The sequence below is a fragment of the Streptomyces sp. NPDC056486 genome (assembly GCF_042795295.1).
Taxonomy (GTDB): domain Bacteria; phylum Actinomycetota; class Actinomycetes; order Streptomycetales; family Streptomycetaceae; genus Streptomyces.
On sequence record NZ_JBHTSF010000089.1, the window covers coordinates 1 to 17,198 of the forward strand.

A 17,198-nucleotide genomic window follows, 5' to 3' on the forward strand; every position below is an offset into this window, starting at 1 on the left:
GCTCTCCCAGCCACCCGCCCGGTTACCCCGCATCATTTCCCGGGCGAACAGGCTCGGGGGGGGGGGGCGCCCCCCCGCCCCCCCCCCCGCTCCCCTCCCCCCGGAAAGGTCCCCGGATGCCGCCGCTCGGCTCCCTGCGTCCCAGCCCCCTGGTCGAACAGGCCACCGAGCGCCTGCGTGAGCAGATCTCCGGAGGCCACTGGCCCATCGGCAGCAAGCTCCCCGGCGAGACGACCCTCGCCAAGGAACTCGGCATCGGCCGCTCCACGGTCCGTGAGGCCCTGCGCGCGCTCGCCGGGGCAGGCCTCGTACAGCCACGCCAGGGCGCGGGCGTCTTCGTCATCGCGACGCAGCCGGTCGCGGACTGGCCGACGCGGCTGCGGCGGGCGGCGGTGTCGGACGTGTACGAGGTGCGGATGCTGGTGGAGGTGCAGGCGGCACGGCTCGCGGCGATGCGGCGCACCGACGAGGACGTCACGGCGATGCGCGCCGCGCTCGAAGGCCGCAGGGCCGCGGCTCCGGCCGACGACGCGGCCTTCGTCGACGCCGACATCGCCCTGCACGCGGCGGTCGTGGCGGCGGCTCGCAACCCCGTACTGACGGACCTCTTCGCGGAGTTCGCGCCCGTACTGCGGGAGGGCCTGATCAACCTCCTCGACCTCGTCGACGTACGCACGAAGGAACCGAACCACGGGCACGCCGCCCACGCCGCGCTCGTACGGGCCGTCGAGGCGAGGGACGCGGAGGAGGCGGCGCGGGTGGCGCAGGCCGAACTCCAGGACACGCTGGGGCAGTTGCTGGCCTGCGGCCAGGCTGAGATCATCCGTCCATGAGCAACGACCTGGAAGTGAGCGCTCTGGCGATCAATGTCACGATCCCCCAGGATCTCCGCTGGACGGACACCCGGCGCGGCGAAGAGTTCACGCTGAGCACACTCAACGTCCGACTCCTGCCGGACGGGCACCTCGCCACAAAGGCCTACGGCCGGCCAGTCGCCGGTGGCCGGGGCGCATACGTCTCGTTCCCCGTCCCCGACAGACCCGAACTGGCAGCCCTGGTCGCCGAAGCAGCCAGCCGCGCCGGGGCGCTGTGGGCCGCGCATCGGGGCCTCGGCTGAGCTTGGATCTGCCCATGGTTGACACCCCAAAGCATTGGACCGTGCGCCACTTTTCGCAGGCCAACCCCGCCGGCCCGGGCTGCGACAGTGTTCCAGCCCTCTTGCGACGGCTGGCCGATACCATTGAGACGTTGGGCCCTGTTGAGATCCAGGACGTGGTGATCAAGTCAGAGACGACCGAGCACGGTCACTGGCGTTCGGGGACCGTCTACTACCATCTGCCGGAAGACGGATAAGGGCTGATTCTGGCGCTCAAGAGCGGGGCCAGATCACCAGTGCCGCGGCATCACGTGGGCGCGGCACTGACACCGGAGCAGCTTTCGTGGGTGGAGTGGCGAACCAGAGAAGATAGCCGCGATGCCGGAGCCGGTGACGTAAAGCACGGCTTGATCCACGTGCACCACGTGCCAGTGACCCGAACGAAACTGCCTAGCCCGCCTCCCCCTCACGCCCCGCCCCGTCAACCCCGTACACCCGCGCCGACGCATCCACATGCGCCAAGCGCCGCATCGCGTTGAACACCGCCTCCCCCAGCACGGTGCCGATCACGACGCTCTCCACCAGGTCCTCGACCGCCACCCGGCGGCTCACGTAGTCGAGGTCGGCGCGGGCCACCAGTTCGGCGGCGTCGGCGTACTCGTCGAGCAGTTCCGTGAACGCTCCGTGGCCGACGCGGCCCATGGCGGCCAGGGCCCGTGACAGATCGGCGGCGGCCGCGTCCGACTCGTGGGTCTGCCAGCCGCGGCGCGCGATCAGCTCGCCGACCGCCGTGTCCGCTGCCGCCGCCTCGGCGTCGTCGGCGGACTCCCCCGCCGGGCCGAGCCGGTCCGCGGCGGCTCCGAGCACCTTGTGCAGCGGGCGTTCGGGGTCGTCGACCGCGCCGAGGATCTCCGCGATCGCGGCCACCTTCAGGCCGCCCACGTCGAGCAGCGCGCGGATGAGGCGCAGCCTGCGCTCGTGCGTCTCGCCGTAGTGCGCCTGGTTCGGGCTGCTCAACTCGCCGGGCGGCAACAGCCCTTCACGGACGTAGTACTTGATCGTCGGCACCGGCACACCGGTCCTGCGGCTCAACTCGCCAATACGCACGGCCTGCCCACTCTCCTGCACTCCCTCTGTTCGCGCTCCCGCCCGCGCCACTCTGCCACCGACTGTGCCCTTGCCACCCCCGACCCCCATCATAGATAGTGGCGCTATCAGATAGCGGCAAGTGCCACTATCCATTTCACCTTCGCGTTCTCATACAGAGGAAATCAGGGGGATTTCTGTGTCTTCACGGCGTGCATGGCGTGCATGGCCTTCATGGCACCGGCCACTCTTAGCGTTCTCCGCCTCCATGGCGGTCCTGGCCGTCGCGTCCGGCATCGGCCTCGTCGTCGACGACCGGGTCCTGACGGGCTCACGGATCTGGTTCAAGCCCTTCAAGTTCTCGGTCTCGTTCGTCGCGTACGGACTCTCGCTCGCCTGGATGCTCTCGCTGCTCGACCGCCACCGGAAGGCGGGCTGGTGGGCGGGCACGATCGTCGCCGTGTCGAGCCTCGTCGAGATGGTGCTCATCACCGGACAGGTGGTGCGCGGCAAGCGCAGCCACTTCAACCACCGGACCCCGTTCGACGAAGCCGTGTTCAACGCGATGGCCGTCACCGTCGTCATCCTGTGGCTCGGCACCCTGCTCGTCGCGATCCTGCTGGTGCGCGCCCGGATCGTCGACCGCGCGTCCGCCTGGGCGATGCGCTGCGGGATCGTCATCGCGCTCGCCGGGGCCGCCACCGGATTCCTGATGACCCAGCCCGCACCCGGTCAGCGGCGGGGCTCCTCGCCCATCGTCGGCGCCCACAGCGTCGGCGTACCGGACGGCGGGCCCGGCATGCCGCTGACCGGCTGGTCGACCACCGGCGGTGATCTGCGGATCCCGCACTTCGTCGGCATGCACGCCCTGCAGTTGCTCCCGCTGCTCCTCATGGCGCTGACGGCGCTCGCGGCGCGCCCCCGCTTCGGCCGCCTGGCCGACGAGCGGGTGCGGCTGCGGCTCGTGCTCATCGCTTCGGGTGCGTACGCGGCTGCCTTCGCCCTGGTCACCTGGCAGGCCCTGCGCGGCCAGCCACTCGTCCACCCGGACGGCGCGACGCTGACGACTGCGGGACTGATCATCGGCGTCACGGTCGCGGGCACGTATGGAGTCTTGCGCACCCCAACTGGCCGCGCAGACACCCCAGTTCAGGCGGCCCGCACCAATGAGGGCGACGACCGCAAGGAGCTTGTGTCATGACCGGATTCCTCTTCGAACTCTCCTTCTATCTGGCAGCCCCGGTCTGGCTGCTCATGATCTTCGCGCCGGGGTGGCGGACGACGGCCCGCATCACCGCCTCACCCCTCACCGTCGTACCGATCCTCGCCGTCTACACCGCGATGGCGCTCCCCGTCTTCCCCGAACTCTGGGCCGCCGTCAGCCGCCCGGACATCGACGGATTCCGCGAACTGCTCGTTCTGGCCAACGGGGCGGGCGCGATCTGGGCCCAGGTCATCGCCTGGGATCTCCTGATCGGACAGTGGATGTACCGCGAGGCCAGGCGCATCGGCATCCATCCGCTGGTGACGGGGCCGCTCCTGGTCCTCACGATTCTCCTCTCACCCTTCGGACTGCTGCTCTTCCTGCTGCTGCGGGCCGTGCCTGCGATGCGGCGGTCGAACCGTGATCAGCCGCGCTCGCCGGCGGTTTCGGGCTCCATGCCCTTCTGATCGACGACCGCACGCTCCAGGACCGCCGCGCTTCCGAAGAGAACCTCGGGATTGCCCGCCTTGCCCGGCTTGCCGCCCGGCTTGTGATCCTTGGTCATGTAGCCGCGTGAGCCGAGGTATTCGAAGGACTTCTTGTCGAAGATCCATTCGCTGCGCGTCGCGTACGACGACTCGTCGAGGGTGATGCCGATTCCGTGGTGGCCCGCCGCGTCCACCGCGTCGGGCACCTCGGTCACCCCGGGGAGCTTGGCGACGGCCTTGTAGAACGCGGCGGCGTTCTCCGGCGGCATGACCGCCCCGCCGAGCAGGTCACCGATCCTGTCGAAGACGGCCTGCGCCTTCGTCTCCCGCTCGTCGGCCACCTTCGTCTCGGCGTACAGCTTCTTCACCAGGGCGTCGGGGTCGGTGGGCAGCGAGGCGAGCCAGTTGTACGTGGGCCGCTCCGGCCCCTCCGGGATGGCTCCCGAGTCATCGGAACCGTCCACGACGGACGTCTCGATGGGGACGTCCTGACCGGGCATCGACGCCCCCTTTCCGCTCTCACGGATCATTCCGATGTTCGTGACGGGGGCGGGGTCCTGCGACATCCACCTCTGCTGCTCCAGGTTGCGCATGTAGACGAACTGGCTGGCCTTCACCCGCGGGGTGGGGGCGCACGCGCAGAGGCGCACAAGTCCGACGGAGTCCAATACTCACCTCGGCAAGATCGTGGTGAAACTCTGGGGGTGGCCGATCCGCTCAGCCGGAATACCTCACCGGTTCCGGAGGTTGGCTCCGCTACGGCACCACCGAATCCACCCCCGGAAGGGCGAGTCATGAAGATCGGCATCATCGGCGCGGGCAACATCGGCGGCAACCTGACCCGGCGCCTCACGGCTGTCGGCCACGACGTCTCCGTCGCGAACTCCCGTGGCCCGCACACCCTCACCGACCTCGCCAAGGAGACCGGCGCCACGCCCGCGACGATCGAAGAGGCCGTACGCGGCGCCAAGGTCGTCGTCGTGACGATCCCCCTGAAGGCCGTACCGAACCTGCCGTCCGGCTTCCTCGACGGCGCGGCCGACGGTCTCGCCGTCATCGACACCGGCAACTACTACCCGCAGCAGCGCGACGGGAAGATCGCCGAGATCGAGGAGGGCCTGACCGAGAGCCGCTGGACCGAGCGCCAGATCGGCCACCCGGTGATCAAGGCCTTCAACGGCACCTACGCCCAGGACATCCTCGACAAGCCGCAGCCCAGCGGCACGCCCGGCCGCGTCGCCCTCCCGGTGTCCGGCGACGACGAGGACGCCAAGAAGGTCGTACGCGACCTCCTCGACGAGATCGGCTTCGACACCGTCGACACGGGCGGCCAGGACGAGTCGTGGCGCCAGCAGCCGGGCACTCCGGTGTACGGCCTCGCGGCGGACGCGGCAGCGGTCCGCAAGGCGCTGGACTCGGCATCCCAGGAGCGCACGCCGGACTGGCGCGCCTGACCGAGCGGGATCACGGGACGCGCCGCGGGACGGCTACGGCTACGGCTTGGCCCACTCCCGCAGCGCGTCCTCGCTCGCGAAGTCCGCGACGTTCTTGTCCAGCGGCGTCGACGTGTGCTGGTGGATCCGCCACTTCGCCTTGATGCGGGGCTTGCCCGCCGTCACGTAGTCGGCGATCCACAGGCCGTCGCCCGCGTACGAGGTGTCGTCGTGGTTAAGCCAAAAATCCCGATTACAGTACAAAACGACTCGGTGGTTCGGCCGCAGCCTCTTCACCTCGCGGATGAAGCGGTCCTTCTCCGCGTTGCTGGCGCGCGTGTGTTCGCCCGTCCACTCCCAGTCCGCCGCAAGCAAGTCCCCCGACTTCTCGGGGGTCTTGCTGACGAAGTACTCCGCCTGCGCCGTGATGTTCCCCGGCCACAGGAAGTGGTAGAAGCCGACCACGCAGCCGCCGTCCCGTGCCCGCTTCACCTGCGCGGCCAGTCTTGGGTTGACGTACGAACGGCCCTCCGTCGACTTGATGATGACGAAGGAGCGGCCGTCCGTGTCGAAGTTGGACTGGTGCGAGCTGACGTCGATGCCTTTGAGCACGGGCGGCCTCCTGAGCGGCAGAGGGGAGGGCAGGTCGATCTACCCCTCTCGTGCCCGGTTGCCGCTGTGGTCAACCGTTGAACAGCTCAGCGGAAGATCCCCGTGTGGCCGAGCGAGTAGCGGCCGGGCTGCGGATACACCGCCAGGCCGTGCGGTCCTCCGCCGACGGGGATGCGGGCGATCTGGACTCCGGTTCGGGTGTCGATGGCGTACACCTCGGAGTCGTAACGCCCGGAGAGCCAGAGGGTGTTGCCGTCCGCCGAGACGCCGCCCATGTCGGGGCTGCCGCCCTGGGGGAGCTTCCACTTCTTGGTGAGTCTGTTCTTGGGGAAGTCGAAGACGGAGATGGTGCCTTCGCCGCGGTTGGACACGTACATCTCGCGTGAGTCCCGGCTGACGTACAGACCGTGGGTGCCCTTGCCGGTGTGCAGGAGCTTCGGCTTGTCGAATTTGTCGCCGCTCAGGACCCACATGCCGTCGGCCATCATGTCGGCGACGTAGAAGGTCTTGCCGTCGGGCGAGACCTTCACGTCCTGCGGCATGGCGCCCTTGAAGGGCAGCTTCTGCTGGGCCACGACCTTCATCTTCTCCGTGTCCACCTTGAGGAGTTCGCCGGAGAACTCGCAGGAGACGATGAAGTAGCGCCCGTCCGCCGAGAAGTCGGCGTGGTTGACGCCGTAGCAGCTGACCGGTTCGGTCTTGACCTCCTTCATGGTGTGCGGGTCGCGGAAGACGAGCTCGCGGTCCATCGAGGCCATCACGACGGCGTACTTGCCGTTGGGCGTGAAGTAGAGGTTGTAGGGGTCGTGGACGTCGACGGGCTTGCCCGCCTTGCCGGTCTTGGGGTCGAGGGGGGTGAGCGTGTGGCCGCGGTTGTTGTTGACCCAGAGCGTCTTCATGTCCCAGGAGGGGACGACGTGCTGGGGCTGGACCCCGACGTCGATCGTGTCGATGACTTCGTACTTCTTGGGGTCGATGACCGAGACGGTGTTGGTGTCGGTGTTGGGGACGTAGATCCGGGAGGGGAAGTCCTCGACCACCGGGGAGAGCCTGTTGGGGCGGTCGGCCGCGTAGACGTCCTTCTTGTCGAGGAGGGGCGGCATGCCCGGGAGGCCGGGCGCTTCCTTGGGTTTGGCGGGTTTCTGGATGCCCTTGGTGCCGAGGGCTTCGTCCGCGTGGTTGTCGCTGCCGCAGCCGGCGAGCGCGGCGGCGACGACGGCCCCGGCGGCGACGACCGCTCCGGTGCGCCGGGTGAGGTTCAGGTGCAGGGTCATCAGGTCAGCAACTCCGTGGTCGTCACCGCGCGCAGGCCGCGGCGGTCGAGGTCTTCCAGGACGGCGGGGAGCGCGGCGACCGTGTCCGCGTACCCGAAGTGCAGGCTCACGACGGAGCCCGCGCGCACCTCTGAGGTGATCTTGCGGGTGACGGCCGGGGCGCCCGGCGAGGTGAAGTCGAGGGAGTCGACGTCGTACGAGAGCACGTGCGGGTAGCCCGCGCGGTGGGCGAGGCGGGCGACGAGGGGGGTCGCCGTCTCGGCGCGCGAGGGGCGGAACCAGGTGCCGATGGAGCCGGTGAGGCGGCGCAGTCGGTCGGCGCAGCCGGTGATCTCCGCGTAGGCGTCGGCCTCGGGCAGTTCGTTGATCGTGATGTGGTGGTGGGTGTGGTTGCCGAGGTCGTGGCCGCCGTCGAGGATGCGGCGGGCGAGCTCGGGGTGTTCGTCGAGCCAGCTGCCGACGGCGAGGACGGTGATTTTGGCGCCCGCCTTCTCGGCGATGGAGAGCAGGGATCGCGCGGTGGCCGGGTCGCCCTGGCCGTGGAAGGTGAGGGCGACCCGGGGGTGGCCGCGGGGGCTGTGCGCGATCTGGTCGGGGAGGCCGGGGAAGCGGCGGGGTGCGGGGGCGGCGCGGGGTGCTTTTCGGGCGGGGTGGCGGGCGGCGGGTGCGGCCTGGTGCGCTGCGGGGGCGGCGGATCCGAAGGCGGAGCAGCCTGCGGTGAGCGCGCCCGCGACGGCCAGTCCGGCGCCTGCGCGCAGGGCTCCGCGGCGGTCAGTCTCGATCACCCGACCATTCAATGGTAAAAACGGTCAAAAGCCGCTGATTGCGCGCGCACGGAGCCTGCGGGTCGGGGCCGCGGAGGCGGCGAGACCCCCTGCCACCCCTTGCGGAACATCTGCCACAGCCAGAACTTAGCCAGTGTTTACCAGGCAGGTGTCCCAGCTCACCAAGGATTCACTTCTGGAGTGTCATGATTTGGTCCGATACAACCGGTTAAGGGCTTTTGGATCGGCAGGGCCCGTCTGCCATAGTCGGAGCCACGACCCCCATTGACCCGGGCTCGGTCGTCATCAGCGCCGCGGATTACACCCCTTTGTCCGTGGCGCTCCGCGAAGCCCCCGCAATGCCGCAACCGGCAACCGGGGGCTTTCGCGTCTCAGCGACTCACACCCCAGCAGTCCGCGTCTCAGCAGTCCGCGTCTCAGCGGTCCGCGTCTCAGCGGTCCGCGACCCGCATCTCGAACCACGTCGTCTTGCCGCGCGGCAGCAGGTCCACGCCCCACCGGTCGGAGAGCTTGTCCACCAGGAAGAGGCCGCGGCCACTGAGGTCGAGCTCGTGGACGGGCATCAGGCACGGCAGCCCGCGCGAGGGATCGCGCACCTCGACTCTTATCCACCCGCGCCGCCGCATCATCCGCAGCCCGAAGACGCGGGCGCCGGTGTGCCGAACAGCGTTGCCGACGAGTTCGGACGTGAGGAGCACCGCGTCCTCGGTCAGCTTCGGGGAGAGCCCCCAGTGCCGGAGCACCACGACCTGGGCGAGCCGGCGCGCGATGGCGGCGGACTCCGGGCGCGACGGCAGCGGAACCTCCGCGTCCGTCGGATTGCCGAACAACTCGAGCGCTTTGAGCGCGTGTTCGTCCTCGACCGCCGGCGACCAGCGCGCCGCGGTCGCACTCCCGTGTCGCCGCGGCTGTTCGATACCCTCCAGCCCCGCCATGCCCCCATCATGGCCGCACGGAAGGCGTTCTGGGGCCGTTCCGACGGAATAGGCCCCCCGGAACCATCCATTCCGGGGGGCCGGTTTGGCATATGCCAGTGGCAGATAAGCCCTACGACACCCCTGCTGACCTGCGATGACTACCCGCTTATGGGTGATCACTTAGGGCCGCGAGCAAGGCAGGCTTAAGGTTCTCTTAAGCTACGCATAAACCGCTCCTTCGGGGGACACTTTGGCTGACGCGCCCTCAACTGAACGCTTCGCAGCGGAACTTCAGAGGAATTTCGCCTTGCCCGGACCCTCCTCGACGAAGCTGCGCATGCCACGCTCACGGTCCTCGGTGGCGAACAGACCCGCGAACCAGGTGCGTTCAATCGCGAGCCCGGTGTCGATGTCCGTCTCCAGGCCCGCGTCCACGGACTCCTTGGCGGCGCGCAGCGCTAGCGCGGGCCCCTGCGCGAGGCGTGCGGCCCACTGGTGCGCCTGCTCGTACACCTCGGCGGCGGGCACGACGCGGTCCACCAGACCGAGGGTCAGCGCCTCGTCGGCCTTGACCATGCGCCCGGTGAAGATGAGGTCCTTGGCCTTGGACGGGCCGATCAGACGGGACAGGCGCTGGGTGCCGCCCGCGCCGGGGATCAGGCCGAGCAGGATCTCGGGCTGGCCGAACTTGGCGTTGTCGGCGGCGATGCGGAAGTCGGCGCAGAGCGCCAGCTCACAGCCACCGCCGAGCGCGTAGCCGGTGACGGCGGCGACGACGGGCTTGGGGATGCGGGCGACGGCGGTGAAGGAGTCCTGCAGGGCCTTGGACCGCACGACCATCGCCGTGTGGTCCATGGTCTGCATCTCCTTGATGTCCGCGCCCGCCGCGAACACCTTCTCGCCGCCGTAGACGATCACGGCGCGTACGTCGTCGCGCTGTGTCGCCTCTTCGGCCAGCTCCTTGAGCCGGTCCTGCAGGGCGATGTCGAGCGCGTTCATCGGGGGGCGGTCGAGGCGGATCGTACCGACGCCTTCGGCGACTTCGAGATGCACAGATGTCATGCGGGGCACGTTAGCCGTGCCCCGCACGATCATGCCGACCGGTCAGGCCTACCGGAAGGAAGGCTCAGGCCTTCCACTTCTCCCAGGACATGTTCCAGCCGTTGAAGCCGTTCTCGGGCTGGATCGTCTTGTCCGCGGAGTTCTTCACGACCACGAGGTCCCCGATGAGGGAGTTCTCGAAGAACCATCCGGCGGACGTCTTCTTGCTGTAGCCGCCGCGCACGTCGCTCAGGCCTATGCAGCCGTGGCTGGCGTTCGTGTTGCCGAAGGCGCCGCCCGACCAGTAGTTGCCGTGGATGAACGTGCCCGATGTGGACAGGCGCATCGCGTTCGGGACGTCCTTGATGTCGTACTCGCCGCCGAAGCCGACGGTCTCGCCGTTCATCCGCGTGACCTTGAGCTTCTCGCTGATGACCATCTGGCCGTTGTACGTCGTCGTGCCGGGTGCGCCCGCGGTGATCGGGATCTTCTTGATCTGCTTGCCGTCCCGGACGACCTTCATCTGGTGGGACTTGGCGTCGACGGTCGAGACCTGGCTGCGGCCGACCGTGAACTTCAGGGTCTTGGCCTGCTTGCCGTAGACCCCGGGCCTGCCCTCGACACCGTCGAGGTTGAGCTTGACGGTGACCTTCGTGCCCGCCTTCCAGTACTTCTCGGGGCGGAAGTCGATGCGGTCGTTGCCGAACCAGTGCCCCTCGACCGGCACGGACGGCTCGGTCTTGACCTCGATCGCCTTCTCCACGGCCTTCGGGTCGGTGATGCCCCGCGTGAAGTGGACCGAGAACGGCATTCCGACGCCGACCTTCGAGCCGTCCTCCGGCGTGAACTGCCCCATGAAGGTGTTCTTCGGGGTCAGCGTCGTGAACGACGTGTCCTTTGCGGACTCACGTCCGTCGGAGTCCTTGGCCGTCGCGTGGACCTTGTACTTCGTGGAGGCCGCGAGATGGTGCGCCGGCGTCCACGTGGCGCCGCCCGAGGTGATCTTCCCCGGGACCGGATTGCCCTTGCTGTCCTCGACCTTGACGTCCGTCAGCTTGCCCTTGTCGGCCGCTATCTTCAGTGCCCCGTTGGTGGCCACCGCGTCGGCGCCGTCCTTCGGCGCTATGGTCACCACCGCCGCCGACGGCGCGTTCTTGTCGGCCCCGCCCTTGCCGTCGCCGGAGTCCGAGCCGCCTCCCCCGCCGCATGCCGTGACCAACAGCAGCGTCGCACCCGATGCCACCGCAAAGAGGCCCTTCGTGCCCCGTCGCCCCGTGCGCCCCCGCGCACCAACCGACGTCCCCGATATCGGTCGCCCGTTCAAGATGTGTCTCCCCTCGCACGGCCTGGTCAGGCCCGCACCCCAGTGCATCTGCGCGCACAGACACGCGCCAGCGCTAGATAACCACACGGTCCTGACCGATGACTCCCCGCCAATGTCACTGTTCAGTCCCAACTGCGTACGGGGTGCGGGCCGTGTCTCAGTCCTGGTCCGTGGGCTTGGCTTCCGGCTTGGAGCCGGGCGGTGCCGTCCAGTCCTTCCACTCCATGTTCCAGCCACTGAGCCCGTTGTCAGGAGCGACTTTCTTGTCATCACTATTGACAACTTCCACCACATCACCAATCAGACTGCGGTCGAAGAACCACCCCGCCGGGGTACGTGAGCTGCCGCCCTTCACGTCGCGCAGGCCCACACAGCCGTGGCTGACATTTGTGTTGCCAGGGGCGTTCGGCGACCAGTAGTTGCCGTGCAGGAAGGTGCCGGACGTCGTCAGGCGCATCGCGTGCGGGACGTCGGGGATGTTGTACTCCCCGCCGAAGCCGACGGTGCGGCTGTTCATCCTGGTCACCTCCAGCATCTCCGTGACCACCATTTTCCCGTTGTACGTAGTGGTCTTGGGGGCGCCCGCGGTGATCGGGACCGTGGAGAGGACCTCGCCGTCGCGGCGTACTTCCATGGTGTGCTCGGCGGCGTCGACCAGGGAGGTCTGGCTGCGGCCGACCGTGAAGGAGAAGCTCTTGTCCTGCAGTCCGTAGACGCCGGGGGCGGCCTCGACGTCGCGCAGGCGCAGACCGACGGTGACCTTCGTGCCCGGCTTCCAGTACTTCTCGGGGCGGAAGTCCAGGCGGCCGCTGCCGAACCAGTGCGGTCGTACGTCGACCTCCGGGTCCGCGGTGACGCTGATGGCGCGCTGGACGGCCTCGCGGTTCTCGACCTCCCGGTTGAACTCCAGGGAGACGATCATGCCGGTGCCGACCGTGGCGCGGTTCTCCGGTGTCACATAGCCGGTGAACCGCTCGTCGGGTACGTACGTCGTGAACGTCGTGTGCCGGGCCGAGCGGCGGCCGTGGCCGTCGAGGGCGACGGCGTCCACCGAGTACTTGGCGCCGAGCGCCAGGTCACCGTCCAGTGGCTTCCAGGTCAGGCCGTCCTCGTCGATGCGCCCTGGCACCGGAGCCTCCCGCGCGTCCTGGACCCGGACGGCCTTCACCGATTCGAGGCGTCCGTCGGGGACCTCGACCTTGAGCTTTTCGTCGCCCTTGACTCCCTTGCTGCCGTCGTCGGGTGTCACCCGGATCGCGTCGGCGGGCGACCGCGGCTTGCCCATCAGCTGGTCGATGCCACCGCCGTCACCGCTGCATCCCGTGGCTCCCGCGAGCAGTCCTGCCCATGTCATTACGGCGGCCAGCGCGGCCCCTGCGCGCCGTGCGCGCCTCGCTACCTGTCTCACGCCCGTCCCAACGACCGTCCCCCTCCTGGGGAAACGTGAGTGCGACGCACACGCTGGGCAGAACAGTGGGGAGGACGGCACGGGCCCTCGGGTCCACGCGCGCCGTCCGGTCTGGTACGCCCCTGCCGCCGGGACGCGACAGGGGTCGAGCCGCAGGAGGCGAATGGGTGTCCAGCGCAGCCGAACGGGAAGCGCTCCAGGGTGGGCGGCGCGGGACGGGCGCGACCGCGGTGAACGGCAAGGCAGCCGCCGTGCAAGGGACGTCGGCGAAGGCGCGCGCCACGCCGGGTGACGCTTCGGGCGCGCCCGGCCTGCCCGTGTGGCCGGGGGCGCCGACGCCGCTCGGCGCGCGGTTCAGAGTGGGGCCCGACGGGGTCGCGGGCACCAACTTCGCGCTGTGGGCCGGGGGCGCCCAGGCCGTCGAGATCTGTCTGTTCGACGACGAGGGCGTCGAGACGCGCGCGTCCCTCACCGAGCTGACGCACGAGATCTGGCACGGCTTCGTGCCGGGCGTCCTGCCCGGGCAGCGCTACGGCTACCGCGTGCACGGCCGCTGGGACCCGTGGACGGGCGCCCGCTGGAACCCGGCGAAGCTGCTCCTGGATCCGTACGCGCGTGCGGTGGACGGTGACTTCGCCACGTACGGTCTGCCGCCCGAGGTGTACGGCCATGTGCGGGACTGGCCCCAGCAGCACGTGGCCGACACGGTGCGGGACGACCGGGACTCGGCCGCGTACGTCCCCAAGGGCGTGGTCGTGCACGACGACGCCCCGGACGACGAGTGGGCGGACGACCGGCGCCCGAAGACGCCGTGGGCGGACTCGGTCATCTACGAGGTCCATGTACGCGGCTTCACGAAGCTGCACCCGGGGATTCCGGAGGAGCTGCGGGGTACGTACGCGGGGCTCGCGCATCCGGCGGCGATCGAGCATCTCCTGCGCCTTGGTGTGACGGCGGTGGAGCTGCTTCCCGTGCACCAGTTCGCGCACGAGGATCATTTACTGAGACGGGGCCTGAAGAACTACTGGGGCTACAACTCGATCGGCTACTTCGCACCGCACGCGGCGTACGCGGCGTCGGGGACGAGGGGCGAACAGGTCGGCGAGTTCAAGCGGATGGTGCGGGCGCTGCACGAGGCCGGGATCGAGGTGATCCTCGACGTGGTCTACAACCACACGGCGGAGGCGGGCGATCTCGGCCCGATGTTCTCGCTCAAGGGCATAGACAATCGCGGCTACTACCGGCTCCAGCCGAACGACGCACGGCGCTACGCGGACTACACGGGCTGTGGGAACACGCTCCAGGTGGTGCAGCCGCACGTCCTTCGCCTGATCACGGACTCCCTGCGCTACTGGGTGACCGAGATGGGAGTGGACGGCTTCCGCTTCGATCTGGCGGCGGCGCTCGCGCGTTCGTTCCACGACGTCGACATGCTGTCCCCCTTCCTCGCGGTGATCGCGCAGGACCCGGTGCTTCGGCGCGTGAAGCTGATCGCCGAGCCGTGGGACGTGGGGTCCGGCGGCTATCAGGTAGGGGCCTTCCCTCCTCTCTGGACGGAGTGGAACGACCACTACCGCGACGCCGTACGGGACTTCTGGCGGGGCGCGCTGCCCGATGTACGGGATCTGGGCTACCGGCTCTCCGGGTCGAGCGACCTGTACGCGTGGGGCGGGCGGCGTCCGTACGCGTCGGTGAACTTCGTGACGGCGCACGACGGGTTCACGCTGCGGGACCTGGTGAGTTACGAGCGCAAGCACAACGAGGCCAACGGTGAGGGGAACAGGGACGGCACCCACGACAACCGCTCCTGGAACTGCGGCGCCGAGGGCGAGACGGCCGATGCGCGGGTGGCGGAGCTGCGGCGGCGGCAGCTGCGCAATCTCCTGACGACGCTGCTGCTCTCGACGGGGGTGCCGATGCTCGTCGCGGGGGACGAGATGGGTCGTACGCAAGGAGGCAGCAACAACGCGTACTGCCAGGACAACGAGGTCAGCTGGCTGGACTGGGGGCTGCTCGATCAGCCGGGGTGGGCGGCGCTGTGTGATCTGACGTCCCGCTTGATCGCCCTTCGGCACCGGCATCCCGTGCTGCGGCGGCGGGCGTTCTTCTCCGGGCGTGCGCATTCGGCTGACGGGCTTCGGGACCTGGCGTGGTTCACGGCGCGCGGGACGGAGATGACGGAGGGCGACTGGTACGCGCCTGCCGCGACGCTCGCCATGTATCTGTCGGGGCGCGACATCCCGGGACGGGACGCCCGGGGCGCACCGGTCGTCGACGACAGCTTCCTCGCGATCCTCCACGCGGCGGACCGTGCGGGGAGCTTCATGCTGCCCGGGGCGCCGTGGGCCCGGGCGTACGAGGTGGTGGTGGACACCTCCCTGGAGGAGCAGGGGGAGGCGCCCGGCGCCGTACTGCGCGCGGACACGGCGGTCACGATGGCGGCGCGGTCGGTGCTGTTGCTGCGGGTGCGGGACGGGGAGGTGGACGGGGGAGGCTGACCTCTTCCGGGCCCGCATTGGCTCGGACCTGACCGGCTCAGTCCGGGTGGGAGCCGACCGACACCCCGGCGTTGTGGGCAGCCGCCTGATCGGTCGTCTGTTGGCTGCGGGCCGCTTGTGGCTGGTCGCGCAGTTCCCCGCGCCCCGTACGGGGCGCCCCTGCCTCAGCCAAGGATTCCGCGGCTGTACGCCGTTGCCACCGCCGCGGCGCGGTCGTTGACGCTCAACTTGCCGTAGATGTGGGTGAGATGCGTCTTGACGGTGGCCTCGCTGATGAAGAGTTCCGCGGCGATCGCACGGTTCGACGTGCCCTTGGCGACGAGCGCGAGCACCTCCCGTTCGCGGGTGCTCAGCGGTTCGTTGCCGGGGGCACGCACGCGTGAGACGAGGCGGGACGCGACGGCGGGCGAGAGGACCGCGCGGCCCTGGGCCGCCGCGCGGACCGCGGTGAACAGGTCGTCGCGGGGCGCGTCCTTGAGGAGGTAGCCGGTCGCGCCCGCCTCGATCGCGGGCAGCGTGTCGGAGTCCGTGTCGTACGTGGTGAGGACGAGGACCCGGGCGCGGGCGCCGCGCCTCCTGAGCTCGGCGATCGCGTCGACCCCGCCTCCGCCCGGCATGCGCAGGTCCATCAGGACGACGTCCGGGTCCAGGCGCTCCACCAGGGCGACGGCCTCGACGCCGTCGGCCGCCTCGCCGAGCACCTCGAAGCAGGGGTCCGACCGGAACATGCCGCGCAGACCGTCCCGTACGACGGGATGGTCGTCGACGATGAGCAGAGTGATCAGGTCAGCCATGGCGGACCAACGGTACGCGAGCCGAGAGCGCGGTGCCGTTCCCCGGTTCCGACTCGACGGTGAACGAGCCCGCGATGCGTTCGGCGCGGACCCGCATGCCGTCGAGGCCGAAGCCACCTGAGCCGCTGCGCTGCACGAGGGTCAGGGGGTCGAAGCCGCGGCCGTCGTCGCGTACGTCGAGGGCGACCTCGCCCTCCATGTAGGAGAGGGTGACGCCGAGGCGGGTGGCGTCCGCGTGCCGGGTGGCGTTGGACAGGGCCTCCTGGACGATGCGCAGGAGCGTCGCCTCGATCTCCTCGTGGAGCGGCTCGGCGGGTCCGGTGACCGTGAAGTCGGCGCGGACGCCGGCGCGTTCGGCCCACTCCGTGACCGTCTTCTTCAGCGCTTCGGGGAGCGCGTCGTGCTCAAGGGCTGTCGGGGAGAGGTTGTGGACGGAGCGGCGGGCCTCGCCCAGGCTGTGCCGGGCCAGGTCCGCGGCGCGTCCCAGGTGTTCGCGGGCCAGGCTCTCTTCGGACGCGGTCGCGACGACCTGGAGCTGGGCGATGATGCCGGTCAGGCCCTGCGCGATGGTGTCGTGGATCTCGGCAGCGAGCCTGCGCCGCTCGTCGGCGACGCCCGCTTCCCGTGCCTGGAGCAGGAGTTGGGCGTGCAGGGCGGCGTTCTCGTCCATGGCCTGCTGGAGGGCGGTGTTGGTGCGCTCCAGCTCGGTGATGGTGGCGGCCGCGTCGAGGGCGCGCTGGTCCTCCTGCGCCGCGAGGTGGGCGAAGACGCCGAGCAGCGCGATGTTCACCGCGAGCAGCCCGCCGAAGACAGCCCAGCCCAGGTTGCCGTGTGGTGGAAGGCCGCCCGACTGGGAGCCCGCCATGATGATGGCGGTGGCGAAGAGGCCGGGCTTGACCAGGCGCGGAGGCAGCAGCCGCTCGGCGCCGAAGTAGCCGACGATGGCGTAGAACGCGAAGAACGGGTTGATCCAGGTGAGGACGAAGGCGATCGCCCAGCGCACGGCGTAGTAGAGGATGCCCACGAACGAGGGGCCGGGGCGGGAGCGGGCCAGCCTGCCCCACCACAGCTGGAGCACCAGCGCGGCGACCATCAGGACCCCCGCCACGTTCCACGCGCCGCGGCTCACGCCGACGACGTCGCTCGTGGCGAACGACATGAGGGCGCCGAACCCGAGGAGGGCGTAGGGGCCCCAGCGGTGGAACAGGCCCCAGCGCCGCTCGATCATCTCCGTGGCG

General features: G+C 69.6%; 17 protein-coding genes. 6 read left to right on the top strand and 11 right to left on the bottom strand.

Features of this window, described 5'->3' with window-relative positions; translation table 11 throughout:
* Positions 1 to 116: 116 nt before the first annotated feature.
* Both ACFQ7F_RS29120 and ACFQ7F_RS29125 read left to right on the top strand, forming a co-directional pair.
* Positions 117 to 833: a FadR/GntR family transcriptional regulator gene (locus ACFQ7F_RS29120; protein ID WP_383276332.1), complete on the top strand. Its 717-nt coding sequence runs from the start codon at positions 117 to 119 to the stop codon at positions 831 to 833.
* Positions 830 to 1,117 carry a hypothetical protein gene (locus ACFQ7F_RS29125; RefSeq protein ID WP_383276335.1) on the top strand — a complete coding sequence of 96 codons (288 nt, stop codon included), beginning with the start codon at positions 830 to 832 and terminating at the stop codon, positions 1,115 to 1,117. The genes ACFQ7F_RS29120 and ACFQ7F_RS29125 overlap by 4 nt, the downstream gene beginning before the upstream one ends.
* A gap of 429 nt (positions 1,118 to 1,546) precedes the next feature.
* Here ACFQ7F_RS29125 and ACFQ7F_RS29130 read toward each other — a convergent pair whose 3' ends face one another.
* The gene (locus ACFQ7F_RS29130) at positions 1,547 to 2,203 is read right to left on the bottom strand and encodes a MerR family transcriptional regulator (RefSeq protein WP_383276338.1); all 657 of its coding nucleotides are present in this window, start codon (positions 2,201 to 2,203) and stop codon (positions 1,547 to 1,549) included.
* Between the two features lie 247 nt (positions 2,204 to 2,450).
* Between ACFQ7F_RS29130 and ACFQ7F_RS29135 the strand changes: the two genes are divergently transcribed.
* Entirely contained in the window at positions 2,451 to 3,383 is a 933-nt protein-coding gene (locus ACFQ7F_RS29135; protein ID WP_383276341.1) for a hypothetical protein, read from the top strand.
* A complete protein-coding gene (locus tag ACFQ7F_RS29140; protein ID WP_383276344.1) occupies positions 3,380 to 3,853 on the top strand; it encodes an ABA4-like family protein in 474 nt (157 codons plus the stop codon). Before ACFQ7F_RS29135 ends, ACFQ7F_RS29140 begins: the two co-directional genes overlap by 4 nt.
* Here the strand turns inward: ACFQ7F_RS29140 and ACFQ7F_RS29145 are convergent.
* Positions 3,811 to 4,542, bottom strand: coding sequence for a CU044_5270 family protein (locus ACFQ7F_RS29145; protein ID WP_383276347.1), 732 nt, complete (start codon positions 4,540 to 4,542; stop codon positions 3,811 to 3,813). The genes ACFQ7F_RS29140 and ACFQ7F_RS29145 overlap by 43 nt on opposite strands.
* A 126-nt stretch (positions 4,543 to 4,668) precedes the next feature.
* Between ACFQ7F_RS29145 and ACFQ7F_RS29150 the strand changes: the two genes are divergently transcribed.
* Entirely contained in the window at positions 4,669 to 5,328 is a 660-nt protein-coding gene (locus ACFQ7F_RS29150; protein ID WP_383276350.1) for an NADPH-dependent F420 reductase, read from the top strand.
* A gap of 39 nt (positions 5,329 to 5,367) precedes the next feature.
* Here the strand turns inward: ACFQ7F_RS29150 and ACFQ7F_RS29155 are convergent, their stop codons facing one another.
* The 7 genes from ACFQ7F_RS29155 to ACFQ7F_RS29185 form a co-directional block, all read right to left on the bottom strand.
* On the bottom strand, positions 5,368 to 5,919 hold the full coding sequence (locus tag ACFQ7F_RS29155; RefSeq protein WP_383276353.1) for a glycoside hydrolase family 25 protein: 552 nt from the start codon (positions 5,917 to 5,919) through the stop codon (positions 5,368 to 5,370).
* 86 nt (positions 5,920 to 6,005) lie between these two features.
* The gene (locus tag ACFQ7F_RS29160) at positions 6,006 to 7,193 is read right to left on the bottom strand and encodes a YncE family protein (RefSeq protein WP_383276356.1); all 1,188 of its coding nucleotides are present in this window, start codon (positions 7,191 to 7,193) and stop codon (positions 6,006 to 6,008) included.
* Positions 7,193 to 7,978 (bottom strand): polysaccharide deacetylase family protein, encoded by a 786-nt coding sequence (locus ACFQ7F_RS29165; RefSeq protein WP_383276359.1) that lies wholly within the window; start codon positions 7,976 to 7,978, stop codon positions 7,193 to 7,195. Before ACFQ7F_RS29165 ends, ACFQ7F_RS29160 begins: the two co-directional genes overlap by 1 nt.
* Before the next feature lie 431 nt (positions 7,979 to 8,409).
* Complete coding sequence (locus tag ACFQ7F_RS29170) at positions 8,410 to 9,018, bottom strand: ATP-binding protein (protein ID WP_383276411.1); 609 nt, start codon at positions 9,016 to 9,018, stop codon at positions 8,410 to 8,412.
* Between the two features lie 168 nt (positions 9,019 to 9,186).
* Positions 9,187 to 9,957 (bottom strand): enoyl-CoA hydratase/isomerase family protein, encoded by a 771-nt coding sequence (locus ACFQ7F_RS29175; RefSeq protein ID WP_383276362.1) that lies wholly within the window; start codon positions 9,955 to 9,957, stop codon positions 9,187 to 9,189.
* 64 nt (positions 9,958 to 10,021) lie between these two features.
* Entirely contained in the window at positions 10,022 to 11,260 is a 1,239-nt protein-coding gene (locus tag ACFQ7F_RS29180) for an Ig-like domain-containing protein (protein WP_383276365.1), read from the bottom strand.
* 157 nt (positions 11,261 to 11,417) lie between these two features.
* Complete coding sequence (locus ACFQ7F_RS29185) at positions 11,418 to 12,614, bottom strand: Ig-like domain-containing protein (RefSeq protein ID WP_383276368.1); 1,197 nt, start codon at positions 12,612 to 12,614, stop codon at positions 11,418 to 11,420.
* 305 nt (positions 12,615 to 12,919) lie between these two features.
* Between ACFQ7F_RS29185 and glgX the strand changes: the two genes are divergently transcribed.
* Positions 12,920 to 15,166, top strand: coding sequence for a glycogen debranching protein GlgX (gene glgX / locus ACFQ7F_RS29190; RefSeq protein WP_383276414.1), 2,247 nt, complete (start codon positions 12,920 to 12,922; stop codon positions 15,164 to 15,166).
* A 164-nt stretch (positions 15,167 to 15,330) separates the two neighbouring features.
* Here the strand turns inward: glgX and ACFQ7F_RS29195 are convergent, their stop codons facing one another.
* On the bottom strand, positions 15,331 to 15,960 hold the full coding sequence (locus ACFQ7F_RS29195; protein ID WP_383276371.1) for a response regulator: 630 nt from the start codon (positions 15,958 to 15,960) through the stop codon (positions 15,331 to 15,333).
* Entirely contained in the window at positions 15,953 to 17,188 is a 1,236-nt protein-coding gene (locus tag ACFQ7F_RS29200) for an ATP-binding protein (RefSeq protein WP_383276417.1), read from the bottom strand. Before ACFQ7F_RS29200 ends, ACFQ7F_RS29195 begins: the two co-directional genes overlap by 8 nt.
* Positions 17,189 to 17,198 lie beyond the last annotated feature (10 nt).